The organism is Actinomycetospora aeridis, assembly GCF_037400275.1.
Classification (GTDB): Bacteria; Actinomycetota; Actinomycetes; order Mycobacteriales; family Pseudonocardiaceae; genus Actinomycetospora; species Actinomycetospora aeridis.
This window is the reverse complement of sequence record NZ_JBBEGL010000003.1, coordinates 262,072-284,800: the sequence shown is the minus strand read 5'-3', so window position 1 is coordinate 284,800 and position 22,729 is coordinate 262,072. Positions and strand designations below refer to the sequence as shown.

Genomic DNA, 22,729 nt, shown 5'->3' with positions numbered 1-22,729 from the left:
CCGCTCAACGCACACGCAGCATCGCGTCCAGCTCGACGGCGAACCCCTTCGGCAGCGCCCGGACCCCGATCGCGGTCCGGGCGTGCTCACCGCGCTCGCCGAACACGGCGGCGAGCAGGTCGGACGCCCCGTCGATCACCGCGGGCTGGTCGACGAAGTCCTCGGTGCACGCGACGTAGCCCCGCAGCACGAGGACCTGGGCGACGCGGTCGAGCGAGCCCAGCGCATCGCGGGTCTGGGCGAGCAGGTTGAGCGCGCACGCCCGCGCCGCGGCGTAGCCGTCGGCGACGGAGAGGTCCGCGCCGAGCCGCCCGGTGTGCCCGTCGGCGCCCTGTCCGGCCAGGTGCAGGACGTCGCCGGCCGTCGTCCAACCGCGGTAGTGCCCGGCCGGACGGCGCAGCGGCGGCAGCGTCAGCCCCAGCTCGGCCAGCTGCTCCTCGGGGGTCACGGCGACCACACCCGACGTCGCGCCGGCTCCTCCGCCGGCAGGCCCAGCGCCCGCGCCACGCGGGCCACGGACCCGGCCGGGTCGGTGACCTCGAACAGCTCCGCGGCCATCCCCGCGCGGCGGGCGCCGTCGAGGTTCGCGGCGAGGTCGTCGACGAACAGGCAGCGCCGCGGGTCCTCACCCAGCGCCCGCGCCGCGACCCGGAAGGCCTCCGGGTCCGGCTTGAGGACGCCGAGCTTGGCCGCCTCGAGCACGCCGTCGAACCGCGCCACCGCCGGGAACCGCGACGGCCAGTCGTCGCCGAACCAGTGCGCCATGTCGTTGGTGAACGCCACGACCCGTACCCGGCCCGCGAGCCGCGCGATGAGGCCGAGCACCTCGCCGCGCACGTAGGAACAGTCCCGCCACAGCGCGCCGATGTCGAGGTCGGGGCGCCGTTGCGACAACCGTGCCCAGTAGTCCCGCTCCGGGGAGGCGCCGGCCTCCACCGATCGGTAGTCCGCGTCCTCCCCCGTCGGGCCGGCCGGGAAGCCGGGGACGTCGGTCGACTCGAACAGCGTCGGGATGACGACCCCGCCCATGTCGAGCAGCAGGGTGCCGCTCGCGGTCCGGGTCCGGCGCAGCGCCCGTCGCCGCCCGGCCCGCACGGCGTCCGGTGGGTTCGGCTCCGGCGGCCCGGGGGGACGCGGAGCGCAGGTCGTCATGCGGGTTCCAGGACCGTGACCACGCCCGTGTTCCCGTCCACCCGCACTCGCTGGCCCGTCCGCAGCGTCGACACGGCGTTGCCGGTCCCGACGACCGCGGGCATGCCGTACTCCCGGCAGACGATCGCGGTGTGGCTCATGATCCCGCCGACGTCGGACACCGTGGCCGCGACGCGGGCGAACACCGGCGCCCACGCCGGCGACGTCGCCGGGCAGACGAGCACGTCGCCGGGCTGCACCTCGGGGAGCTCGTTGGGGTGCGTGACCACCCGCACCGGCCCTTCGACGACGCCGGGCGAGCCCGCGGTGCCGCGCAGGGTGCCGTCCTCGGAGTCGGCGCGCAGCCACTCCGCCACCGACGCCGTCGTGATCCCCCAGAGCATCACCGTGAACGGCTCGTCGATCTGTGTGGGCGGCGGCCCGAGGGCCGGCGGCGGCTCCCACGCCCGCAGCGCCGTGTAGATCTCGCGGCGCCGGGTGATGGTCGACCGGAGATGGTCCGCACCGCGCGGCCGGGACCCCACCGACCACGCCGCGACGCAGTCGTAGATCGCCTCGGCGACCTCGTAGCGGCGCAGGAAGAACATGTCCTCGGGCTCGTCGATCTCGCCCATCGCGGCCAGCGCGCGGGAGAGCTCGTGCGACTTGGCCCAGAACGTCGCCCACATCCAGTGCTCGATGTAGAGCACGTGCTCCTCGATGAACGCGAACACCTGGCGGGCCAGCGCGACCGTCTCGTCGAATGTCGCGCGGTCGGCCTCGGAGAGCAGCTCGCGGTAGCCGGCGGTGATCCGGTCGCGCTCGGCGAGCACCTCGTCGGTCGGGCGGTCGATCGACTCGCCGTCCTCGAGCCGGCGCAGGTACTCGCGCACCGAGGTCAGCGGGATGTCCGGCTGGTCGGCCCAGGTCGGGTACGTGTGGTAGCCGCCGGGGTGCCCGGGGTCGGTGTTGATGAGGAACCACGGGTCCGCGGTGCGCTCCCAGTCCGCCACCCACTCGGCGCCCGCGGCGTCCGATCGCAACGACGCGAAGAGCGACGCCGCGTCCTCGGTGCCCGACAGGCGCTCGACGAGCCCGAGCCGCTGGGCCTCCTTGGCCAGGCGCTTGAGCTCGTCGTCGGGCCGGTAGAGCTCGACGCGCAGCCCGCCGACCATGCGGGAGATCGACTGGTCGGAGATGTCCGGGAACGCCTGGCGGCACAGCGCGAAGAACGTCAGGTAGGCCGCGTAGCCGATGTTGAGCAGCTCGAAGTGGTACTGGTAGGTCTCGTACATCGTCAGCACGAGACGGTCGAAGTCGCGGATCATCCGGAACCCCGCCGAGTGCCCGACGTGGTCGAACACGGTGCGCTCGGGCTCCAGGTCGGGCAGCGGGTCGAACCGCATCTCCCGGATCTCGGAGAGCTTCGCGGTGACCTTCTCCTTCCACTCCGCGTAGATCGCGTCCCAGCGCTCGTAGTAGTGCCCGGCGCGGCGGCCGAACTCCTCGGCGCGGGCCCCGATGTCCTCGGCGGGCGCGGCCACCGGCGTCACGTAGAGCCGTCCGTTGACGATCCGCTGGTCGACGCCGAACGCGGGCGGCATCGCGAAGATCCGGGTGTTGAAGGCGCCCAGCGCCTGCCACCAGCACTCGCACTGGATCTCGTCGTAGGGGTGCAGGACGTCGGGGTGGTGCAGGCGGTCGGCGAACCAGAACCGGCCCTCGTCGAGCTCGCGGCGCTCCGGGCCGAACAGGTGGTACCAGTCGTACATCGACTCCCAGCCCTCGGCGCCGGGCGGGGTCTCGATCTCGAACGGGCTCGGGAAACGGTCAGCCGGCATGGTCGGGCGTCCCTTCGGGCGTCGGGCGGGTCGCGGTCGCGCCGCGGGTGAGCGTCGCGAGCACCGCCGACAGCGCCGACTGGGCGCCGCTGGTCGCCGCCCGCGGGGCGCGGGTGCTCCAGACCGTCTCCGGGCGGGTCTGGAGGAGGTGGACGCGGGCGGGGCCCCCGGGCTCGGCGACGGCGAACTCGCCGTCCTGCGGCACCCCGGCGTCACGCTCGACGCGACGCGCCAGCTCGAGGATCTCGGCGAGCTCGGCGTCGTCGAGACACGGCTGCTCGCGACGGTCGGCCGGGACGTCGGTCTCGTGGGTGCCGGGATGCTCGGGGTCGCGGACGAGGCAGCGCTCCTTCGTGGCCACCTCGCGGCGCACGACCTCGCCGCTGATCTTGTCGATGACGAACCGGTCCGGGGTCACCATGCCGGAGACCAGCGGCTCCCCCAGCCCCCAGACGGCCTCGCAGACCACGGTGGAGCGGTCGCCGTTCGCGGGGTTCAGGGTCATGAACACCCCGGCGGCGCGCGCCGGCACCATCTCCTGCACGACCACCGCCATCGCGCCGGCCGACCCCGTCCCGGCGTGCTCGCGGTACGACACCGCGCGGGCCGTGTAGAGGCTGGCCCAGCACCGGCACACGGCGTCGGCGACGGCGTCCCGGCCCCGCAGCTCGAGGAACGTGTCGTGCTCCCCGGCGAACGAGGCGCCCGCCGCGTCCTCGCCCACCGCCGACGAGCGCACCGCGACCCGCGCGACCCCGCCAGCGAGCCCGTCGTAGGCCGCGCGCACCGCGTCGAGGACCGGGCCCGCGGTGGCCGCGCGCAGCAGCCGGGCCCGGGCCTGGGCCGCCGCGCGCTCGACCTGGTCGATGGGTGCGTCCGGCGCCAGGTCCCGCAGGGGCGCCTCCGCGTCGTGCGCGTCGGAGAGCGCCGCTCGGAACGCGTCGGTGGTGACGACGAACCCGCACGGCACCCGCGCGCCCAGCGCCACGAGCCGGTGCAGCCCGGCGCCCTTGCCGCCGACGGCGGCGACGTCCGCGACGGCCGGGTCGGCGAGGCCCAGGATCCACGGCCCGCTCATGAGCTGCCGTCCCACCCGGCGACGAGCGCGACGACCGCGGCGTCGACGCAGCTGCGCCCGGTCACAGCCGCGGCGGCCTCGTCGGTGGCGACGAGCACGGTGGTGCCGATCCCGGCGTCGAGCAGGTCGACCGCCACCCGCTGCGCCCCGGAGTCCTGGTCGCGCACCATCACCATGCGCGTCCCGCCGAGCCCCTCGACCTCGCGCTCGGACCACACGCGCCCGACCACCTCACCGAGGATCATGACTCGATGGCCCGGGTCAGGCGGTCCGCACTCCCGTTCTCGAGCAGCCCGACCGACACCCCGTGCGGCTTCGGGTACACCTGCGCCGCCCGCAGCTCGCCGTACTGCTCGACCGCGGCCGAGCCCGCGTTGATCGCCTGGCGGACCGCCGCCAGCGACCCGCGCACGGCCGCGGCCAGGTAGCCGCTCGACACGCGGTCGACCGTCACGGTCTCGACGTCGGCGGTCTTCATCATCGCCTCGATGCCCGCCGCGAGCGCCACCACGCCGCGGGTCTCGAGGATGCCGATCGCGCGGGCACCACGTTCCGCCATCGGGCTCAGCTCCCCACCATCGCCATGTCGCCCGCCAGCGCCTGGACCGGCACGCACGGGCTAGCGAACACGATCGACTTCACCGCGCGGCCGGACACCGCCCGCGCGACCTCCTCGCCGACCTCCACGGCCTCCTCGACCGTCGCGAGGTCGCCGGTCACGGCCACGGCGACGAGCCCGCCGCCGAGGCGCACCGCCCCTTGGACCTCGACCTCGGTCGCCTTGACCATGGCGTCGACCGCGTCGAACACCGGCACGAACCCCTCGGCCTCGATGAACCCCACTGCCCGTGCCATCAGGTCTCCCTCCCGGTTGACTCGCCCCACCAGACGACCGCTGCGCCCGTGCCCCACACCGGCCCGTACGCCAGGACCTCGCCCGGCCGGTCCACCGCGCCGCTGCCGTCCAGGAACGCGAACGCCCGGAACTGGCTGTCGGCCTGCGCCGCCGCGGCGAACTCCTCGCGCATCGCCAGCACCGCGTCGCGGTCGCCGGCGCGGATCGCGTCGAGGACCTTGCGGTTCCAGCGGTCGTGCTCGGGCGGGGCGCGGTCCTCGGACGGGCGGATCCAACGCGGGGTCAGCCCGGACGACAGGCCGCTGACGGCGACGACGCCGGCGCGCCGCCCGAGGCCCTCGGCCGCGCGCACCCCGGCCGCGGCCACCGTCGCCATCGCCGACGGGTCGGCGTAGAGGTTGCAGGACACCTGAGCCCAGCGACCCTCGTTCCCGGGGTCGAGGAGCCTCGAGGCGACGACCGTGCCCGTGTCGACCGGGAAGCCGTCGTAGCGCGTGCGCCGGGCCTGCAGGCCCGCGGCGTCGATGGCGTCCGCCCAGGCGTGGGCGAGCTCGCTGTCGACCGCGAGGTCGTGGTCGAGGTGCCCGTAGTCGTGGGCGTACCAGTTCTCGTCGGTGCGCCGCCCGCGGAGCCGGTCGTCGCACTGCACCTGGTGGCCCAGCACCGTGAACCACTGCGTCGAGAGCAGCAGGACGGTGTCCACGCCCGCCGCGCGCAGGCGGTCGCCGACGTTGCGCGTCGCCGCGGCCAGCTCGGCCCAGCTCGCGGCGGGGTCGCCGGCGAGGAGGTGGGGCATCGCGGGGACGAGGGCTGCCGGCACCATCACGGGACCCATTCCACGACCGCGTTCCCGGTGGCGATGACCGTGCCGTAGGCGAGCACGTCGCCGGCGATCGCGGGCCAGCCCATCGCTGCCATCAGCCACGTCAGGCTGCCGGCCTTGGTCTCCGACGACGTGGCCTCGATGTGCGCGGGCACGGCCTCCTTGAGCCGCGCCGTCGGGCCCTCGCGGATGGTCTGCAGCAGCTCCATGTCGCCCGCGTACTGCGCGTGGGTGAAGGGCCGCTCGACGCCCATGTCCTCGGGCAGGTCCGGTTCGGTGTCCCAGTGCAGGTGGGAGAGCGAGTTCGACGCCAGCAGCACCGCGCGGCGGCCCGTCTTCTCGATCGCCGTCCGTGTCGCCTCGCCCAGCGTCTCCATCTCGGCCAGCGACGCGTCGGAGTAGAAGTAGGGGTTGTTGTTGGCCGAGAGCGACACGACCGGGAGGTCCCAGTCGGGGTTGGCCAGGTGCAGCGCCCCGATCGTCGCGTAGTCGACGCGCACCCCGTCCTCGCGCATCGCGCTCGTGACCAGGCCCGCGCGCTCCCCCTCCTCGACGATCGCCTCGGCGAGGTCGACGTCGGTGCGGAAGTCGTAGTGGTAGCGGAACAGGTGCGGGAAGATCGGCTCGACGGAGAGCCCGCGCGGGTTCGGCACGCAGTTCACGTGGTGGCCGACCATGGTGATCCAGTGCGGCGCGTGCACCACGAGCACGTCGGGCCGGTGGGCCCGCAGCCGGCGCCGCAGCTCCTCGTAGCCCCAGCGCAGCACCTCCCAGCCACCGGTCGACCGGGGCTCGTTCTGGGGCGGGTTCTCGGCGTAGACCAGGTGCGGCGGGTGCGGCGCGAGGTAGCCCGCGACGATGCCGGCGCGGCGGGCCAGCGCAGGCTCGACCGGCGCCGGGGTCGGCTGCCCCGCTCGTCGCCGGCCCGACCGGCTGCTGCCCGCCGTGACCTGGAACACACGCGCCATGGCCGGGAACGCTAGGCAGCGACACCGCGCCCACCCAGGCGGGCGTCCCGCGGTGCTGGACACCGGATTCCCGGGCGGAGCATCCTCGAACGGGTGACGGTGGCGGCGGTGAGCAAGTCCGCCGTCCTGCTGCGCGCCTTCGGCCCGACCAGCGACGTGCTCTCCACGCGCGCCCTGGCCACGCGCACCGGCATCCCGCGCAGCACGGTGCACGTGCTCGCGGGCACCCTCGCCGCCGAGGGGCTCCTCGAGACCGTCCCGGGACGCGGCTGGAGGCTCGGCCCGCTGCTGGTCGGGCTCGCGGGACAGATCATCGAGCGCACCGGGCTCGTCGCCGCCGTCGAGGGCGGCCTCGGCGGGCTGCGCCGCACCGCCGGGCAGGAGGTGCACGTCGCGCAGCTCGTCGGGGGCTGGACCGTCTACCTGCACCGGGAGGCGGGCCCGGTGCGGGCGCCGATGGACAACCGGGTCGGGCTGCGGGCGCCGGCGTGGCGCGGCGGCTGTGGCAAGGCCGCGCTCTCGCGGCTCCCGCCGGAGGAGGTCGACGAGCGCGTCGAGCGGCTCTGCCGCGACGAGCGCCTCGCCCCGCCGGACCGCGCCGCCCTGCACGACGAGCTCGGCGCCGCCCGGCGCGCCGGGTACGTCGTGTCCTCGACCTTCCAGGCGGGGCGGACGTCGGTGGCGGCGCCGGTGGTCGACGCCGACGGGCGCCCGGTCGGCGGACTGTCCGTGGCCGGCCCCTCGCCGCTGTTCACCCGGGCCGTGCTCGCCCGCAGCACCGAGGACGTCGTCGAGGCCGCGGCCCGGGCCGGGCGCCACCTCGTCGCCTGACGTCCCCGGCCCTCTCGTCCCGGTCAGTGGAACGCGGCGGTTCCGCGGTGTCGGTGGGCGGTGCCACTCTGCGGGCATGAGTGCGCCTGCGAAGGTCCCGGCCGCGATCGTCGGTCCGGGCAACATCGGCACCGACCTGCTGGCCAAGCTCGCCCGCAGCGCGCGGATCGAGGTCACCGCGATGGTCGGCGTGGTCGAGTCCGACGGGCTGGAACGGGCGCGGGCGGCCGGCGTGCCCGCGTCGGCCGAGGGCGTCGACTGGCTGCTGCGCCAGGACCCGCTGCCGCGGATCGTCTTCGAGGCGACGTCGGCGAAGGCGCACGTCGCGAACGCCCCGCGCTACTCCGACGCGGGCATCAGGGCGATCGACCTGACGCCCGCGCACCTCGGGCCGATGGTGTGCCCGGCGGTGAACATGCCCGAGCACCTCGACGCCCCGAACATCAACATGATCACCTGCGGCGGCCAGGCGACCATCCCGATCGTCGCCGCGGTCTCCCGCGTCGCGCCGGTGGCCTACGCGGAGATCGTCGCGTCGACGGCCTCGCGCTCGGCAGGCCCGGGCACGCGCGCCAACATCGACGAGTTCACCCAGACCACGGCGCGGGCCGTCGAGGAGGTCGGGGGCGCCGAGCGCGGCAAGGCGATCATCATCCTCAACCCCGTCGAGCCGCCGATGATCATGCGGGACACGGTGTTCTGCTCCCTGCCCGAGGGCGCCGACACCGACGCCGTGTCGGCCTCGGTGCACGACATGGTCACCCGCGTCCAGCAGTACGTCCCGGGCTACACGCTGCGCGCGGAGCCGCAGTTCGACCCGCCGTCGGAGAAGTGGGGCGGACGCGGTCGCGTCGCGGTGTTCCTCGAGGTCAAGGGCAACGGCGACTACCTGCCCTCCTACGCAGGCAACCTCGACATCATGACCGCCGCCGCCGCGCAGGTGGGCGAGCTGGTCGCCGCGGACATGACGGAGGTGGCGGCATGAGCAGGCCCCAGATCCGGCACGACGTCCGGATCACCGACACCACGCTGCGCGACGGCAGCCACGCCCAGGCGCACCAGTTCACCGAGGCGCAGGTGCGCGACACCGTCCGCGCGCTCGACCGCGCCGGTGTCGAGGTCATCGAGGTCACCCACGGCGACGGTCTCGGCGGCTCGAGCTTCAACTACGGCTTCTCGCACACCGACGAGCTGACGCTGATCGCCGCGGCGCGCGAGGAGGCGAAGCAGGCGAAGATCGCGGTGCTGCTCGTGCCCGGGATCGGGACGGTCGAGGACCTGCGCCGGGCCCGCGATGCCGGCGCCGACGTCGTCCGCGTCGCCACCCACTGCACCGAGGCCGACGTCTCGCCCCAGCACTTCGGGGTGGCCCGCGACCTGGGCATGGAGACCGTCGGCTTCCTCATGATGGCCCACCGCACGCCACCGGAGGACCTCGCGAAGCAGGCCCGGATCATGGTCGACGCCGGGTGCCAATGCCCGTACGTCACCGACTCGGCGGGCGCGCTGCTCATGAACGACGCGCGAGCGCGGTTCGAGGCGCTGCTCGCCGAGGTCGGCGACGAGGCGTGGGTCGGCTACCACGGCCACCAGAACCTCTCGATGGGCGTCGCGAACTCCGTGATCGCCGCGGAGCTCGGCGTCAAGGAGATCGACGGCTCCCTGTGCGCCCTCGGCGCGGGGTCGGGCAACTCGCCGACGGAGGTCCTCGCCGCGGTGTTCGACCGCATGGGCATCTCCACCGGCGTCGACGTCACCGCGCTGCTCGACGCCGCCGAGGACGTCGTGCGCCCGTTCCTGCACCGCTGGCCGAAGATGGACCGCAACGCCATCACCCAGGGCTGGGCGGGCGTGTACTCCAGCTTCCTGCTGCACGCAGAGCACGCGGGCGAGCGCTACAAGGTCCCCGTGCCCGACATCCTGCGGCGCTGCGGCGAGCTGGGCCTCGTCGGCGGCCAGGAAGACATGATCATCGACATCGCCCTGGAGCTGGCCCGCGAGCGCGAGCAGGGCTGATGCCGGTCCTGGAGCTCCACCTCGTCGAGGGCGACCACTCCCCCGCCCAGCACGCGCAGCTGCTCGAGCTCCTGAGCCGCCGCTACGCCGAGGTGCTGGAGTCGCCGATCGAGCGGGTGCGGGCGTCCCTGACGCTGCACGCGCCGGATCACTGGGCCGTCGGCGGGGCGACGCACGCCGCACCCGCGCCGTACTTCACCGCGATCGTCCTGGAGGGCCGGCCGGTCGAGCAGCGCCACCGCCTGCTCGCCGAGGTCACCGACCTGATCGTCGACGTGCTCGGGGTGGAGCGCTCCCGCGTGCGCGGGCGGATCATCCAGGTGCCGCCGGACGACTGGGCGATCGGCGGCGTCCCGGCCTCCGGCGCCCGGCGCGAGGAGATCGCGGCGCGGGCGGCGAAGGGGTAGGCCGCCGTGCACGTCAGCACCTCGGACCCGGACCAGGCCCGGGCGCAGTGTGCGGAGATCTACTTCCCGCACCGGCTGACGATGCTGCACGACCCCGCCGAGTTCTCGATGTCGCTCTCGGCCGTGGACCTCGGGCCGGTCGCGGCCGGGGTGCTGTCCTACGGCGGCGAGGTGGTGATCGAGACCGGGGAGCTGGCCACCGGCTACGAGGTCAACATCGCCCTGGACGGCGTCCTGCGCACCCGCAGCGGGCGCGCCGACGTGTGCTCCACCGCGGCGACCGCGGCGGTCTACCGGCCCGACGGCACCGCCCGCCTGCACGGGTGGGCGGAGGGCGGGCGGCTGTTCGGGCTGAAGATCGATCGCGGCGCGCTGGAGGACCAGCTCACGGCCCTGCTCGACCGGCCGGTGCGCGGTGCGGTGGCGCTGGCGCCGACGATCGACCTCGCGTCGCCGGACGGCCGGCGGTGGTGGTCACTGGTGCGCGCGCTCGCCGACCTCGCCGCCGACCCGCGGGGCCTCGCCGCCGACCCGCGGGTGATGCGGCCCCTGGTCGAGGCCGTCGTCGCGGGCCTGCTGCACACCGTCGACCACCCGTACCGCGACGCCCTCGCCGTGCCCGCCGCGGCCGTGGGGCCGCAGTCGATCCGCCGGGCCGTGGCCGCCGTCGTCGAGCGGCCCGAGCACCCCTGGACGGTCGCCTCGCTCGCCGAGGTCGCCGGCGTCAGCGCGCGGGGGCTGCGCGACGGCATGGCCCGCCACCACGGCGTCTCCCCCATGGCCCTGGTCCGCGGCGTACGCCTGCGCCGCGCCCGCGACGACCTCGCCGCGGGGCACGGCAACGTGGCCGAGGTGGCCATGCGCTGGGGTTTCACCCATCTCGGCCGCTTCGCCCGGGCGTACCGCGAGGCCTTCGGCGAGCCGCCCTCGCGCACTGCCGGATCCGGCGCACGGGCTACCGCGCGCGGATCGACGGGTGAGCCGGGCCACACCTAGCGTCGAGGGCCCACCACGCCGCCCCGGGAGGCACAGCGCCGTGACCGCCACCGACGAGAGCAGCCCCGCACTCGAGTTCAACCCGATGGTCAGCCCGCACCGGGAGGACCCGCACCTGTTCTACCGCGAGGCCCGCGCCCACTCGCCGATGATCAACCCGGTCCTGGGCGCGTACATGGTCACCCGGTACGACGACCTGACCACCGTCATCGACGACCCGGCGACCTACTCGTCGGCCGTCGCGGTCCCGAAGATCTACTGGAACCCGCCGGAGGTCACCGAGGTCCTGCGGGAGGGCAACGTCCCGGAGACCAACGCCGTCGTCAACGAGGACGAGCCCGCGCACCACCCGATCCGGCGGGTGTTCGACGCCGGCTTCACCGGCGCTCGCGTGCGGGCGATGCTGCCGACGATGCGGGCGACGGCCGAGTCGCTCATCGACGGCTTCGCATCGGGGCGGGCAGATCTGGTTGCCGGCTACGCGGTCCCGTTCGTACAGTCGGTGATCAACGCGATCATCGGCTTCCCCGCCGAGGACGGCGAGCGGATCCAGCAGTGGACCGACGACGTCAACATGCTCTGGAACCTGCTCGCCCCGCTCGACGAGCGCATCGCCTCCGCCCGCCGGATGGCCGACTACACGGTCTACCTGCAGGCCCTCATCGACGAGCGGCGCGCGCACCGGCGCGAGGATCTGATCTCCGACCTGGTGCACGGCGCCCACGGCTTCCCCGGCCTCGACGACGACTACGTCATCAACGTCGTCCGCGGGGCCGCCCGCGTCGCGGGCTTCGACACCACCCGTGACGCGATCACCGCGACGGTGCTGGCGATCCTGCAGAACCCGGACGTGCACGCCCGCGTGCTCGACGACCCCGCGAAGGCGATCCCGAAGGTCACCGAGGAGGTCCTGCGCCGCGACGCCCCGCACCGCGGGCTGTTCCGCGTCACCACCCGCGACACCGTCCTCGGCGGCACCGACCTCCCGGCCGGCACGATGGTGCTGCTGCTCTTCGGCTCCGGGAACCGCGACGAGACGACGTTCCCCGACCCCGACGTCGTCGACATCGACCGCGCCAACGTCCGCGACCACCTCGCCTTCGGCCGCGGCCTGCACGTCTGCCCCGGCGCCCCGATGGCGCGGGCGGAGATCCGCGTCGCCCTCGAGACGCTGATCCGGCGCCTCCCGACCCTGCGCCTGGCCGAGGGCTACGCGCCGAGCTACATCGCGAGCTACTTCTTCCGCGGCCTGGAGACGCTCGACGTGGCGTGGTGAGCGTTCGCTTGCCGGTGTGGCAGCGAACGCGCTGCTCGCTGCTTCTAGGCGCGCAAAGTCCCCGTTGATCACTCGAGATCGGCGGGGATGCGGAGGCGAGCAGCCTCCTCCATGCCTTGCGCGGCATATTCCGTCTACGGCATGCTCGGCGCCGTGACCACCGCTCCGGACGCCGGGACGTGGACGGCGCTCGCCGACCCGCACCGGCGGGCGATGCTCGGGCTCCTGCGCGAGCGGCCCCGGGCCGTCGGGGAGCTCGTCGACCTGCTCGATCTCAGCCAGCCCAGCACGTCCAAGCACCTCAGGGTGCTGCGCGAGGCGGGGCTGGTGCGGGCCCGGGCCGAGGCGCAACGCCGGGTCTACGAGGTCGACCCGGCGCCGCTCGTCGCCCTCGACGCCTGGCTCGCGCCCTACCGGCAGCTGTGGTCCGACAGCCTCGACGCCCTCGGACGGCGCCTCGAGCAGACCCAGAGGGAGGACACCCCGTGAGCCCCACCGGCAGCTACACCGAGATCGACGGACGCCCGGCGCTGCGCTTCGTCCGCGAGTACGACCACCCCGCCGAGCGGGTGTTCGCGCTGCTCACCACGCCCGACGAGCTCGCGCACTGGTTCCCCGCGACGGTCGCACCGGAGGCGTGGACGCCGGGCGCCGCGATCGTCTACTCCTTCGAGGAGGACGGCGACGGCGGGACGGGCGAGGTCCTGGCCCACGAGCCCCCGCACCGGGTCGGGTTCTCCTGGGACGGCGAGCAGCTCTGGTTCGAGGTCGAGACGCTGCGCGACGGGCGCACCCGGCTGACCTTCACCCACGTCATGGACGAGCGCGACGGCGCCGCGCGCAACGCCGCGGGCTGGGAGCTCTGCCTGGACGCCCTGGACAACGCCCTGGCCGGCACACCCGGCGGGGCGCCGGGCGGCCGCACCCCGGCATGGGAGGAGCTCTACGAGGCGTACGTCGCCGCCGGCGTCCCCTCGGGCGCCGCCATCCCCGGCTGACGGCAGACTCGGCGTCCGTGACGACCGACGCCCTCGAAGCCCTCGAGGCCCTCTCCCGTGGCCCCGAGGTCACCGACGTCGACTTCACGCGAGCCGACCCCGAGGCGGTCCGCGACGCGCTGAGCAACGGCGGGCGGTGGGTGCTGCGACGGTGTCGGCTCGGCGAGCTGGACCTCTCGGGGTCGACCTCGGCGCCGCGACGCTGGAGCGTTGTGACCTGACGCGGACCCGGCTGCGCGGCGCGGTCCTCGACGGCGCGACCGTCGAGAGCGGCTCCCTCGCCGAGGCCGACCTGTCCGACGCCGACCTCACCGACGCGACGTTCACCGGCGTCGACCTGTCCCGCGCCCGCCTCGTCGGCGCCCGCCTCACCGACACCGTGTTCCGCGACTGCCGCATGATCGGCGCCGACCTCACCGGGATGCGCAGCCTCGCGGTCACGTTCTCGGTGGACGGGTGCTCGCTCGCCCTCGCCCGCCTCGCCGACGCCGCGCTGCGGGGCTGGCGTGTCGAGCGCGTCGACCTCTCCGACGCCGATCTCTCCGGGGCCGATCTGCGCGAGGCCGTCCTCACCGACTGCGCGTTGCGCGGCACCGATCTCGCGCACGCGCGGCTCGAGGGCGCCGACCTGCGCGGCGCCGACCTCGGCGAGATCACCCCGGAGACCCCGGCGCTCCTGCGCGGGGCGATCGTCTCCGCCGAGCAGGCCTCCGACGTGTGCCGGGCGCTCGGCCTGCAGGTGCTCTGAGCCGTGGGGCGGCGGATCGCGACCGTGGCCGGGCTGCTGCTCGTGGCCGCCCTCGTCGGCATCGGCACCCTGTGGCTGTTCCAGCGCGAGCTCGTCTACCTGCCCCCGGACGGACCGGTCGCCCCGGCGGCCTCGGCGCTCGCCGAGGCGCAGGACGTCACCCTCACCACCGCCGACGGCCTCACGCTCGGCGCGTGGTTCGTGCCGGCGCGCGGCGAGCGCCGGGAGGTGACCGTCCTCGTCGCGAACGGCAACGCGGGCGACCGCTCCGCGCGCGCACCACTGGCCGCGGCGCTGAGCGCCCGGGGTCTCGACGTGCTGCTCTTCGACTACCGCGGCTTCGGCGGCAACCCGGGCCGCCCGAGCGAGGAGAGGCTCGCCCTCGACGCCCGCGCGGCCCAGGACCACCTCGTGCGGGAGCGCGGCGTCCCGCCGCGGCGCCTGCTCCTCCTCGGGGAGAGCCTCGGGTCGGCGGTCGTCGCGCGGCTGGCCGCGGAGAACCCGGGGTCAGCGGCCGGGATGGTGCTGCGCTCGCCGTTCGTCGACCTCCCGGCCGTCGGCGAGCGCGTCTACCCGTTCCTGCCGGTGCGGGCCCTGCTCGCCGACCGCTTCCCCGTCACCGAGCTGGTCGCCCGCGCGGGTGTGCCCACGACCGTGGTCCTGGGCGAGGCCGACCGGACGATCCCGCCGGCGCAGAGCCGGGCGGTGGCGGACGCCGCGGGCGGCGCCGTCGTGGCCGTCCCCGGCGCCGACCACAACGACGCCGTGCTCGGGCACGGACCGGCGGTCGTCGGGGCCGTCGTCGGTCTGGCCGACCGGATCTAGATGCCCCGGCGGGCGCCCATGTCGAGCGCGAGGGTCGAGCCGGTGAGCGCGGACGCCTCCGGGTCCAGCAGGGTCGCGACCGCCCACCCGACCTGGTGGGGGGTGACGAGCGCGCCCAGTGGCGACTCGTCACGGCGCTCGGCGAGAACGTCCTCGACGTCGACGCCCCGGGACGACGCCTGGGCGGCGGAGAGGCGGCGCAGTCGGTCGGTGTCGGCGGGGCCCGGCGCGACGAGGTGCGCGGTGATCCCGCGGGACCCGTAGGCGTCGGCGAGCTGGCGGACGAGGTTCGCCAGGGCGGCGTTGGTGACGCCCGCGCCCGGCACGTGCGGCGAGGGTTCGGCGCCGTAGTGCCCGCCGAGCGCGACGATCCGCGACGCCTCCCCCAGCCACGGGTCGGCGGCGCGCACGAGCCGCAGCAGGCCCCCGAGCTTCAGCGCGACCGCGGCGCCCAGCGCGGACGGCTCGACGGCGTCCAGACCGCCGAGCGCGGGCAGGCCCGCGGCCTGCACGACCATCCGCACCGGGAGGTCCCGCTCGTTCAGCGCGGCGGTGATCGCCTCGCCCGCGGCGTCGTCGCCGATGTCGGTCGCGCACCCCGCGATGCCCTCGTCGTCGGCCGACAGCGCGGCGAGCGCGTCGGCCGACCGGGCCACGGCGAGCACGGGCAGCCCCCGGGCGCGCAGGCGGTGCGCGATCGCCCCGCCCAGGGCCCCGGTGGCACCGACGACGACGGCGAGCGGCTCGGTCATGCTCCGTGACCTTAAGGACATCCGGGTGACGCGTCCGCGCCCGTTCGGTGGCGGGCAACGTTCGCGGTGGCGGAACGTGTTGCTTGCATCACAGACCCACGGGGATGAACGGTGATCCAGCGCTCATCGACGAGGAGGACCAGATGGCCAACGTGGTGCCGGTGGACGAGTACGCCACGGGCGAGTGGTACCCGGGCTTCAAGCCGGAGCACTTCGAGTCGCCGTACATCGTCGACCCCGCGAGCCCGTTCCGGCCCGGGGACGAGCAGGGCTTCTGGTTCCTGGACTTCCACTGGTCGCGCGGCCTGACCCCGCTCGCCGCCACGCTGTGGAGCTCCGACGGCTACTGCTGGGGCACCCAGCACGCGGCCGAGGCGCTGCCGCTGCCGCCCGGCCGCGGCATCACCGCGCGGTTCGCCGGCACCCACCTCTACGGCTGCGCGCTCCCCGAGACCGACCCGCGCGAGATCGGTGCGCGCGCCAACCGCATCGGGACCAACCTCCCCCACTTCCTCGCGAACTACCGCTCGATCTGGGAGGCCGGCCGCGACGAGCTCGAGGCCACCTGGCAGTACTTCCGCGGCGTCGACTTCACCGGCACCCCGGACCTCACCGAGCTGCTGACGCAGGGCCGGCGCTACCACAAGCGCTCGATGGAGATCCACTTCGGCGTCATGTACCCGATGCTGGCGAACTTCCTCGGGTTCTACGGCGCCTGCGCCGACATGGGGATCAACCCCAGCGAGATCGGCAAGTTCCTCCAGGGCGAGGACACCAAGATCATGGAGACCGACCGCGGCGTCTACCGGCTCGCGATGCGGGCCCGCGAGGCCGGGCTCGAGCAGGTCTTCGAGACCCACGAGCCGCACGAGCTGCGCGCGGCCCTCGGCCGCGAGCCCGGCGCCGGACCGTGGCTCACCGAGTTCGACGACTTCCTGCAGGTCTACGGCTGGCGCGCCGAGGCCACCTGCGACGTCGGCGTACCGAGCTGGATCGAGGACAACACGATCCCGCTCGGACTGATCAAGACCTTCCTCAAGAAGGACGACGAGCACGACTTCGAGGCCGCGGCCCGCAACGCGATGGCCGAGCGCGAGGAGGCCATCGAGAACGCCCGTTCCGGCCTGACCAAGGAGGAGCAGGCCGTCTTCGACGCCGGCCTGCGGTCCAACCAGGAGGCGAACTTCCCCTGGTGGCAGGACGACCACAACTACTACATCGACCTCAAGGTCATGCTCCCGCTGCGGTGGGGCTGCCAGGAGCTGGCGCGGCGCGAGAACGCCGACAACAAGGACGACATGCTCTACCTGTTCTGGCCGGAGCTCATGGACGTCGCGAGCGGACGCCGGCCGTACCAGGGCGAGCTCAAGAGCCTCGTCGGCGAGCGCCGCCAGTACTTCGACCACTGGTTCTCGAAGCGCGGCGAGATGCCCAAGGTGCTCGGGACCATCCCCGAGGCCGTCGAGGACCCGGTGCTCATCGAGATCTTCGGGCTCAACCCGTCCGCGATCAAGGCCGTCCAGAACCCCGACGCCGCCCAGCAGACGGTGATGAAGGGCGTCGCCGCGGCCAAGGGCACCGCCCGCGGCATCGCGCGCGTCCTGCAGTCCTCCGACGAGATGCACCGGCTCGAGCCGGGGTCGATCCTCGTCTGCGAGTCCACGTCCCCGAGCTGGACGCCGGTCTTCGGCAAGATCGCGGGCGCGGCCTGCGACGGCGGTGGCATGCTCTCCCACGCGGCGATCGTCGGACGCGAGTACGGCGTCCCGACCGTCACCGCGCTCGGCGTCGCCACGATGTCGATCGCCGACGGCGACGAGATCGAGGTGGACGGCACCACCGGCACGGTCACGATCATCACCAAGGCATCCACCACCACCGCGGACACCACGGCCGACGCCCCCGCGGGAGTCGCCGGGTGACCGCCGCCCCGGAGGTACCCATGACCGCGGCCGACCTCGCCGGACCGGCGGGACACAGCTGCGAGGCCATCGTCTGGATCGACGAGGTCGCGCCGGAGCGGGCCATCGCGGCCGGCGGCTCGAAGATGGGCCGCCTCGCCGAGCTGCTGCAGTCCGGCGTCCAGGTGCCGCAGGGCTTCGCCGTCAGCGTCGAGGCCTACGCGCGGCACTGCCGGGAGTCGGGGCTCGACGGGCGGATCGACGCGGTGATCGGCCGCCTCGGGGAGTCGCCGAGCGACGCCGAGGTCGAGGCGGCGTCGGCGGAGATCCGGGCGATGTTCCGGGACACCCCCGTCGGCGAGCACCTCACCGCGCGGCTCACCGAGGCCTACGAGGAGCTCTGCCTGCGCTGCGTCGACGTCAACGTGCCGGTGGCGGTGCGCTCGTCGGCCACCGGTGAGGACGCCGCCGACGCGTCGTTCGCGGGCATCTTCGACACCTACCTCGGGGTGTCGGGGATCGAGCGGGTGCTCGACGCCGTGCGCAACTGCTGGGGCTCGCTGTTCACCGCCCGCGCGCTCGCCTACCGCCTGCGCAAGGGCATCAGCCACCACGCGATGCCGATCGCCGTCGGCGTCATCGAGCTCATCCACGCCCGGGCGTCCGGGGTCGCGTTCTCGGTGCACCCCGTGACCGGCAAGGCCGACCGCATCGTCGTCGAGACCAGCTGGGGCTGGGGCGAGGCGATCGTGCAGGGCCTCGTCGACCCCGACCACGTCGAGATCGGCAAGTCCGACGGCCGGGTGCTCAAGTACGAGGTCGCCCACAAGAGGATCGTCTCGGCGTTCGACTTCGCGGTCGGCGCGGTCACCGAGATCGACATGCCCGCCAAGCTCGCCGACCGGCAGGTGCTCGACGACGAGCAGGTCGGCGCCATCGCCTCGGCCGTGCGCGCCATCGAGGAGCACTACGGCTACCCGGTCGACGTCGAGTGGGTGATCGGACGGCACCGCCGCGCGGGCGACCCGGTCTGCATCGTGCAGACCCGGCCCGTGACGGTGACCGCGGCGCCGGAGGAGGCCGCGCCAACCGCCTACGACCCCGTGGCGCTGGCCCAGAAGTACCTGTTCTCGGGCAAGCCGATCCCGGGACGCTAGTCGGTCACATCCCCGGCCGCGTCGGCGTGAGCGTGGCGCGGCCGGGGAACACGCCGTCCGGCGCGCGACCGGACGGAGGACCACCATCAGCTCGTCGACCGGCACCACCACCGCCGCACGGGGCCTGCGCGGCCCGACCGCGGCCGTCGTCGTCGCCCTCGCGTTCCTCGTGACGATGCTCGGCGCGACGATGCCGACGCCGCTCTACCCGCTCTACGAGCGCGAGCTGGGCTTCGGCGGCGTGATGGTCGCGCTGGTCTTCGCGGCGTATGCCGTCGGCGTCACCATCGCCCTGCTGCTGTTCGGGCGCCTGTCCGACCAGCTCGGCCGCCGCGCGGTGCTGCTGCCGGGCCTCGCGCTCGCCGCGATCTCCAGCGCGGTGTTCCTGATCCCGGACAGCACCCCGGCGCTGTTCGTCGGCCGGGTCCTGTCCGGGCTCTCGGCCGGCATCTTCACGGGGACGGCGACCGCCGCGATCGTCGACCTGGCACCGGAGGGCCGCCAGCAGCGCTACAGCCTGCTCGCCGCCGCGGTGAACATGCTCGGTCTGGGCCTCGGGCCCGTGGTGGCCGGCGCGCTCGCGCAGTACGCCCCGGCACCGCTCTACCTCACCTACGTCGTGCACATCGCGATGGTGCTGGTGGTGGGCGCGCTGACGTGGGCGATCGTCGAGCCGATCGAGGTCCCCGACGGGCGGCTGTCGTGGCGTCCGCAGAAGGTCTCGGTCCCGCCCGAGGTACGCGGGGTGTTCGTCCGCGCGGCGATCGCCGGGTTCGCGGGCTTCGCCGTGCTCGGCCTGTTCACCGCCGTCTCGCCGTCGTTCCTCACCCAGGTGCTGCACGTCGAGAACCACTTCGTGACCGGGCTCGTCGTGTTCACGCTGCTCGGCGCGTCGACGCTGGGGCAGGTCGCGTCCTCGCGCCTGCACGAGCGCCCGGCGCTGCTGATCGGCTGCGCGGCGCTCGTCGTCGGCATCCTCGTCGTCGGCGCCGCGATCGGGCTGGCCTCGCTGCCGCTGCTCGTGGGGGGCGCTGCCGTCGGCGGCGTCGGCCAGGGCATGAGCTTCCGCGCCGGGCTCGGGGCCGTGAACGCGGGCAGCCCGCCGGAGCGGCGCAGCGAGGTCGCCTCGAGCTTCTTCCTCGTCCTCTACGTCGGCATCTCGCTGCCGGTGATCGGCGAGGGCCTCGCGTCGGCGGCGTTCGGCCTGGTCACCTCCGGCATGGTGTTCGCCGGGGCCGTCGCGGTGCTCGGCGTCGTCGCGTTCGTCAGCCTGGCGCTGCAGCACCGCCCACGTGCGTGAAATTCCCGGCCATAGCCGCGAATTCCACTCACATGGTCAGGTGAGGGCCAGCCGCCGAGTGATCACCTCGGCGGTGTCGGTGACGAGGGTGGTGTAGCGGCGCATCGCGGCCGCGCCGGCCCGGGTCACCGGCACGGCGACGCTCACCGCGGCCACCGGCTCCCCCGCGCCGTCGCGGATCAGCGCCCCGACCGACACGACGCCGAGCCTGCTCTCCTCGCGGTTGTCGGCCCAGCCGCGGTCGGCGATCTCGCGCAGGCGCCGGCGCAGCGTCGCGGGGTCGCCGATCGAGTGCGGGGTGGGCCGCTCGGGGGTCCACGCGGCGAGGCGGGCGTCGAGCTCCTCGGGGGGCAGCGCCGCCAGCAGGACTTTGCCGGTGCTCGTCGTCGTCGCCGGCAGCCGCGTCCCCACCCGCGCGAAGATCCGCACCGTGTACGGGCTCTCCAGGCGCTCGACGTACACCGAGTCCATCCCGTCGAGCACCGCGAGCTGCACGGTCTCCCCCGTCGCGTGCCGCAGCCCGGCCATCGCGGGCATCGCCGCCTCGTGCAGCCCGACGTGCGGGGCCACGCTCGCCCCGAGCTCGTGCACCGCCAGGCCGAGCCGGTAGGTGCCGCCCGGCCCGCGCTCGAGGAGGCGCTCGTCGGTGAGGGTCGCGAGCAGCCGGTGCACGGTGCTTGTCCCCAGCTCCAGGCGACGCGCGAGCTCGGCGACCCCGAGCTCGCGGTCGACGACCGAGAACTCCTTGAGCAGCCGCGCGGCGTTGCGCACCGAGCTCAGCTCCCAGCTCGGCCGGTCCGCCACGGGACGTGAACCTAGTCCGGGATCGGGGGCGCCGGGATCTCGGGCGCGGGGATCTCGAAGGCGTTGAGCAGGGCCGAGGTCGCGAGGTACATGCCGACGAGGTGCACCATGTCGAGCACGCCGTCGCGGCCGAAGGCCTCCTCCGCGGCGGCGTAGGTCGCCGGCGCGACGCGGTGGTTGCGCACGAGCTCGTCGGTGAACCGGTGCGCGGCGAGCTCGTCGGGCGCCCAGCCGTCGGTCGAGCCCTCGGTGGAGCCCTCGCGCAGGCCCGCGATCACGGTCTCGGACAGCCCGACGGTCCGGGCGACGGCGACGTGCGCGTAGATCTCGTAGTCGGCCTGCCACGCGACGCCGACGGTGAGGATGACGACCTCGCGGATCGTCCTCGCCAGCGACGAGCCGCGCTGGTCGGTCTGGACCCACTGGTTGAAGGCCCGCCCGGGCGCCGGGCGCAGCGCGAAGGCATTGAACGGGCCGATCAGGCCGCCCCGGTCGTCGGTGGGGGCGAAGCCGGAGCGCTCGGCCCAGCGCGCGGAGCGCCCGACGATCTCGTCGCGGGCGGCGCGCTGCTCGTCGTCGAGGTCGAGCGACTCGTTGCGGGGCAGGCGTCCGCCCCAGTCGCGGTCGTCGGCGCCCGGGTGCACGGAGATCGTCACGCGCCGGACGTTAGCTCCGGGCGACCTCGGCGGCAGGGCGGGTCGCGAGCATCCGCGGGACCGCCAGCGAGAGCACGGCCGCGACCAGGCACAGCGCGCCCGCGCCCCACCAGGCGCCGTCGTAGGCCCCGGTGAGGTCCCGCACGAGACCCGCGCCGACGGCGGCGATCGCGGACCCGGCCTGGTGCGCGGCGAAGACCCAGCCGAACACGATCGGGGCGCGCGCGCCGAAACGCTCGCGGCACAGGGCGACCGTCGGCGGCACCGTCGCGACCCAGTCCAGGCCGTAGAAGATGATGAACGCCCACAGCGGCGGGGCGGCGCTCGGCGCCAGCAGGAACGGCAGGAACGCCAGGGACGCGCCGCGCAGGACGTAGTAGACGGCCAGGAGCTTGCGCGGGTCGACGCGGTCGGTGAAGTACCCCGACGCGATCGTCCCGACGACGTCGAAGACCCCGACGACGGCGAGCAGCCCGGCGGCGGTGGTGGCGGGCATGCCGTGGTCGTGGGCCGCGGGGACGAAGTGGGTGTTGAGCAGGCCGACGGTCGTCGCGCCGCAGATCGCGAAGCCGCCCGCGAGCAGCCAGAACGTCCCGGTCCGGGCGGCGTCGCGCAGCACCGTGATGCTGCGCCGGGCCGCGCCGCCCGTGACGACCTCCTCGGGCTCGTCCTCGCCGGGGGTGGCGCCGTGGGCGACCGTCCCGACGTCCGACGGCCGGTTGCGCAGGAAGAGCAGGACCAGCGGGACGACCAGCAGCGCGCCCGCCGCGATGACCAGGGACGCGAACCGCCAGCCCACCGAGCCCGCGAGCGAGGCCATGAGCGGCAGGAACACCAGGCCGCCGGCGGCCTGCGCGGCGGTGAGCACGCCGGAGACGAGCCCCCGGCGGGCGACGAACCAGCGCCCGGTCACGGTCGCGACGAACGCCAGGGCCATCGAGCCGGTGCCGACGCCGACGAGCACGCCCCAGAGCAGCACCAGCTGCCAGGCGGTCGTCATGAAGACGGTGAGCCCGCTGCCGGCCGCGACGAGCAGGAGGGCGACGGAGACGACGCGGCGCATCCCGAAGCGCTCCATCAGCGCCGCCGCGAAGGGCGAGACGAGGCCGTAGAGCAGCAGGTTCAGCGACACCGCCGACGAGATCGTCGCCGTCGACCACCCGAACTCGGCGTGCAGCGGCTCGACGAACACCCCGGGCGCGGAGCGGAAGCCGGAGGCCCCGAGCAGGGTGACGAACGCCGTCGCGGCGACGGCCCACGGCCAGGCGGAACGGGCTCGGGGCGGGCTCGGCGTCTCGGGCCGCGTCTCGGTCACGAGCGGACAGCCTGCGCCCTCTCCGCCCAACGGACCAGTGGCCGGAACGA

27 protein-coding genes are annotated in these 22,729 nt (G+C 74.5%); 14 read left to right on the top strand and 13 right to left on the bottom strand.

Features of this window, described 5'->3' with window-relative positions:
- Positions 1-4: 4 nt before the first annotated feature.
- From WCD41_RS11900 to WCD41_RS11860, 9 genes are read right to left on the bottom strand one after another with little or no spacing between them, the layout of a single operon-like run.
- Positions 5-448, bottom strand: a complete 444-nt coding sequence (locus WCD41_RS11900) for a RidA family protein (protein WP_337713640.1) — start codon at positions 446-448, stop codon at positions 5-7.
- Positions 445-1,152 (bottom strand): HAD-IA family hydrolase, encoded by a 708-nt coding sequence (locus WCD41_RS11895; protein WP_337713639.1) that lies wholly within the window; start codon positions 1,150-1,152, stop codon positions 445-447. Before WCD41_RS11895 ends, WCD41_RS11900 begins: the two co-directional genes overlap by 4 nt.
- A complete protein-coding gene (locus WCD41_RS11890) occupies positions 1,149-2,972 on the bottom strand; it encodes a PEP-utilizing enzyme (RefSeq protein ID WP_337713638.1) in 1,824 nt (607 codons plus the stop codon). The genes WCD41_RS11895 and WCD41_RS11890 overlap by 4 nt, the downstream gene beginning before the upstream one ends.
- Entirely contained in the window at positions 2,962-4,050 is a 1,089-nt protein-coding gene (locus WCD41_RS11885) for a PEP/pyruvate-binding domain-containing protein (protein ID WP_337713637.1), read from the bottom strand. The genes WCD41_RS11890 and WCD41_RS11885 overlap by 11 nt, the downstream gene beginning before the upstream one ends.
- Positions 4,047-4,295, bottom strand: a complete 249-nt coding sequence (locus WCD41_RS11880) for a EutN/CcmL family microcompartment protein (protein ID WP_337713636.1) — start codon at positions 4,293-4,295, stop codon at positions 4,047-4,049. The genes WCD41_RS11885 and WCD41_RS11880 overlap by 4 nt, the downstream gene beginning before the upstream one ends.
- The gene (locus WCD41_RS11875; protein WP_337713635.1) at positions 4,292-4,609 is read right to left on the bottom strand and encodes a BMC domain-containing protein; all 318 of its coding nucleotides are present in this window, start codon (positions 4,607-4,609) and stop codon (positions 4,292-4,294) included. The genes WCD41_RS11880 and WCD41_RS11875 overlap by 4 nt, the downstream gene beginning before the upstream one ends.
- Positions 4,610-4,614: 5 nt before the next feature.
- Positions 4,615-4,905, bottom strand: coding sequence for a BMC domain-containing protein (locus WCD41_RS11870; protein ID WP_337698955.1), 291 nt, complete (start codon positions 4,903-4,905; stop codon positions 4,615-4,617).
- Positions 4,905-5,732: a DODA-type extradiol aromatic ring-opening family dioxygenase gene (locus WCD41_RS11865; RefSeq protein ID WP_373695117.1), complete on the bottom strand. Its 828-nt coding sequence runs from the start codon at positions 5,730-5,732 to the stop codon at positions 4,905-4,907. The genes WCD41_RS11870 and WCD41_RS11865 overlap by 1 nt, the downstream gene beginning before the upstream one ends.
- The gene (locus WCD41_RS11860) at positions 5,729-6,697 is read right to left on the bottom strand and encodes a DODA-type extradiol aromatic ring-opening family dioxygenase (RefSeq protein WP_337713634.1); all 969 of its coding nucleotides are present in this window, start codon (positions 6,695-6,697) and stop codon (positions 5,729-5,731) included. Before WCD41_RS11860 ends, WCD41_RS11865 begins: the two co-directional genes overlap by 4 nt.
- A gap of 108 nt (positions 6,698-6,805) precedes the next feature.
- On the opposite strand from WCD41_RS11860, the gene WCD41_RS11855 reads away from it, so the two are divergent.
- The 11 genes from WCD41_RS11855 to WCD41_RS11805 all read left to right on the top strand — a co-directional run bounded on the left by WCD41_RS11855 (position 6,806) and on the right by WCD41_RS11805 (position 14,794).
- Positions 6,806-7,528 (top strand): IclR family transcriptional regulator, encoded by a 723-nt coding sequence (locus WCD41_RS11855; RefSeq protein WP_337713633.1) that lies wholly within the window; start codon positions 6,806-6,808, stop codon positions 7,526-7,528.
- A 76-nt stretch (positions 7,529-7,604) separates the two neighbouring features.
- Positions 7,605-8,513 carry an acetaldehyde dehydrogenase (acetylating) gene (locus WCD41_RS11850; protein ID WP_337713632.1) on the top strand — a complete coding sequence of 303 codons (909 nt, stop codon included), beginning with the start codon at positions 7,605-7,607 and terminating at the stop codon, positions 8,511-8,513.
- Positions 8,510-9,544, top strand: coding sequence for a 4-hydroxy-2-oxovalerate aldolase (gene dmpG, locus WCD41_RS11845; RefSeq protein ID WP_337713631.1), 1,035 nt, complete (start codon positions 8,510-8,512; stop codon positions 9,542-9,544). The genes WCD41_RS11850 and dmpG overlap by 4 nt, the downstream gene beginning before the upstream one ends.
- Complete coding sequence (locus WCD41_RS11840; RefSeq protein ID WP_337713630.1) at positions 9,544-9,951, top strand: tautomerase family protein; 408 nt, start codon at positions 9,544-9,546, stop codon at positions 9,949-9,951. The genes dmpG and WCD41_RS11840 overlap by 1 nt, the downstream gene beginning before the upstream one ends.
- Positions 9,952-9,957: 6 nt before the next feature.
- Positions 9,958-10,947: an AraC family transcriptional regulator gene (locus WCD41_RS11835; RefSeq protein ID WP_337713629.1), complete on the top strand. Its 990-nt coding sequence runs from the start codon at positions 9,958-9,960 to the stop codon at positions 10,945-10,947.
- Between the two features lie 40 nt (positions 10,948-10,987).
- The gene (locus tag WCD41_RS11830; RefSeq protein WP_337713628.1) at positions 10,988-12,223 is read left to right on the top strand and encodes a cytochrome P450; all 1,236 of its coding nucleotides are present in this window, start codon (positions 10,988-10,990) and stop codon (positions 12,221-12,223) included.
- Positions 12,224-12,376: 153 nt separating this feature from the next.
- On the top strand, positions 12,377-12,712 hold the full coding sequence (locus tag WCD41_RS11825; protein ID WP_337713627.1) for an ArsR/SmtB family transcription factor: 336 nt from the start codon (positions 12,377-12,379) through the stop codon (positions 12,710-12,712).
- Complete coding sequence (locus WCD41_RS11820; protein WP_337713626.1) at positions 12,709-13,221, top strand: SRPBCC family protein; 513 nt, start codon at positions 12,709-12,711, stop codon at positions 13,219-13,221. Before WCD41_RS11825 ends, WCD41_RS11820 begins: the two co-directional genes overlap by 4 nt.
- A 17-nt stretch (positions 13,222-13,238) precedes the next feature.
- Positions 13,239-13,442: a hypothetical protein gene (locus WCD41_RS11815; protein WP_337713625.1), complete on the top strand. Its 204-nt coding sequence runs from the start codon at positions 13,239-13,241 to the stop codon at positions 13,440-13,442.
- Positions 13,373-13,969, top strand: a complete 597-nt coding sequence (locus tag WCD41_RS11810; RefSeq protein ID WP_337713624.1) for a pentapeptide repeat-containing protein — start codon at positions 13,373-13,375, stop codon at positions 13,967-13,969. The genes WCD41_RS11815 and WCD41_RS11810 overlap by 70 nt, the downstream gene beginning before the upstream one ends.
- 3 nt (positions 13,970-13,972) lie before the next feature.
- A complete protein-coding gene (locus WCD41_RS11805; RefSeq protein WP_337713623.1) occupies positions 13,973-14,794 on the top strand; it encodes an alpha/beta hydrolase in 822 nt (273 codons plus the stop codon).
- On the opposite strand, the gene WCD41_RS11800 is transcribed toward WCD41_RS11805, so the two are convergent.
- Positions 14,791-15,546 carry an SDR family oxidoreductase gene (locus WCD41_RS11800; RefSeq protein ID WP_337713622.1) on the bottom strand — a complete coding sequence of 252 codons (756 nt, stop codon included), beginning with the start codon at positions 15,544-15,546 and terminating at the stop codon, positions 14,791-14,793. The genes WCD41_RS11805 and WCD41_RS11800 overlap by 4 nt on opposite strands.
- A 104-nt stretch (positions 15,547-15,650) precedes the next feature.
- Between WCD41_RS11800 and WCD41_RS11795 the strand changes: the two genes are divergently transcribed.
- The 3 genes from WCD41_RS11795 (at position 15,651) to WCD41_RS11785 (ending at position 19,904) form a co-directional block, all read left to right on the top strand.
- Positions 15,651-17,468, top strand: a complete 1,818-nt coding sequence (locus tag WCD41_RS11795) for a PEP-utilizing enzyme (protein ID WP_337713621.1) — start codon at positions 15,651-15,653, stop codon at positions 17,466-17,468.
- 20 nt (positions 17,469-17,488) lie between these two features.
- The gene (locus WCD41_RS11790) at positions 17,489-18,604 is read left to right on the top strand and encodes a PEP/pyruvate-binding domain-containing protein (RefSeq protein WP_337713620.1); all 1,116 of its coding nucleotides are present in this window, start codon (positions 17,489-17,491) and stop codon (positions 18,602-18,604) included.
- Between the two features lie 124 nt (positions 18,605-18,728).
- Positions 18,729-19,904, top strand: coding sequence for an MFS transporter (locus tag WCD41_RS11785; RefSeq protein WP_337714204.1), 1,176 nt, complete (start codon positions 18,729-18,731; stop codon positions 19,902-19,904).
- A gap of 36 nt (positions 19,905-19,940) precedes the next feature.
- Here WCD41_RS11785 and WCD41_RS11780 read toward each other — a convergent pair whose 3' ends face one another.
- The 3 genes from WCD41_RS11780 to WCD41_RS11770 are packed head-to-tail and all read right to left on the bottom strand — an operon-like array spanning position 19,941 to position 22,679.
- Positions 19,941-20,708: an IclR family transcriptional regulator gene (locus WCD41_RS11780; RefSeq protein ID WP_337713619.1), complete on the bottom strand. Its 768-nt coding sequence runs from the start codon at positions 20,706-20,708 to the stop codon at positions 19,941-19,943.
- A gap of 11 nt (positions 20,709-20,719) precedes the next feature.
- Entirely contained in the window at positions 20,720-21,364 is a 645-nt protein-coding gene (locus WCD41_RS11775; protein ID WP_337713618.1) for a carboxymuconolactone decarboxylase family protein, read from the bottom strand.
- A gap of 10 nt (positions 21,365-21,374) precedes the next feature.
- Positions 21,375-22,679: an MFS transporter gene (locus WCD41_RS11770; protein WP_337713617.1), complete on the bottom strand. Its 1,305-nt coding sequence runs from the start codon at positions 22,677-22,679 to the stop codon at positions 21,375-21,377.
- Positions 22,680-22,729 lie beyond the last annotated feature (50 nt).

Coding starts and splice junctions, on each gene's coding strand:
- WCD41_RS11895 (WP_337713639.1), bottom strand. CDS start 1,152: ATGACGACCTGCGCTCCGCGTCCCCCCGGGCCGCCGGAGCCGAACCCA.
- WCD41_RS11890 (WP_337713638.1), bottom strand. CDS start 2,972: ATGCCGGCTGACCGTTTCCCGAGCCCGTTCGAGATCGAGACCCCGCCC.
- WCD41_RS11885 (WP_337713637.1), bottom strand. CDS start 4,050: ATGAGCGGGCCGTGGATCCTGGGCCTCGCCGACCCGGCCGTCGCGGAC.
- WCD41_RS11880 (WP_337713636.1), bottom strand. CDS start 4,295: ATGATCCTCGGTGAGGTGGTCGGGCGCGTGTGGTCCGAGCGCGAGGTC.
- WCD41_RS11875 (WP_337713635.1), bottom strand. CDS start 4,609: ATGGCGGAACGTGGTGCCCGCGCGATCGGCATCCTCGAGACCCGCGGC.
- WCD41_RS11870 (WP_337698955.1), bottom strand. CDS start 4,905: ATGGCACGGGCAGTGGGGTTCATCGAGGCCGAGGGGTTCGTGCCGGTG.
- WCD41_RS11860 (WP_337713634.1), bottom strand. CDS start 6,697: ATGGCGCGTGTGTTCCAGGTCACGGCGGGCAGCAGCCGGTCGGGCCGG.
- WCD41_RS11850 (WP_337713632.1), top strand. CDS start 7,605: ATGAGTGCGCCTGCGAAGGTCCCGGCCGCGATCGTCGGTCCGGGCAAC.
- dmpG (WP_337713631.1), top strand. CDS start 8,510: ATGAGCAGGCCCCAGATCCGGCACGACGTCCGGATCACCGACACCACG.
- WCD41_RS11840 (WP_337713630.1), top strand. CDS start 9,544: ATGCCGGTCCTGGAGCTCCACCTCGTCGAGGGCGACCACTCCCCCGCC.
- WCD41_RS11800 (WP_337713622.1), bottom strand. CDS start 15,546: ATGACCGAGCCGCTCGCCGTCGTCGTCGGTGCCACCGGGGCCCTGGGC.
- WCD41_RS11795 (WP_337713621.1), top strand. CDS start 15,651: ATGAACGGTGATCCAGCGCTCATCGACGAGGAGGACCAGATGGCCAAC.
- WCD41_RS11790 (WP_337713620.1), top strand. CDS start 17,489: ATGACCGCGGCCGACCTCGCCGGACCGGCGGGACACAGCTGCGAGGCC.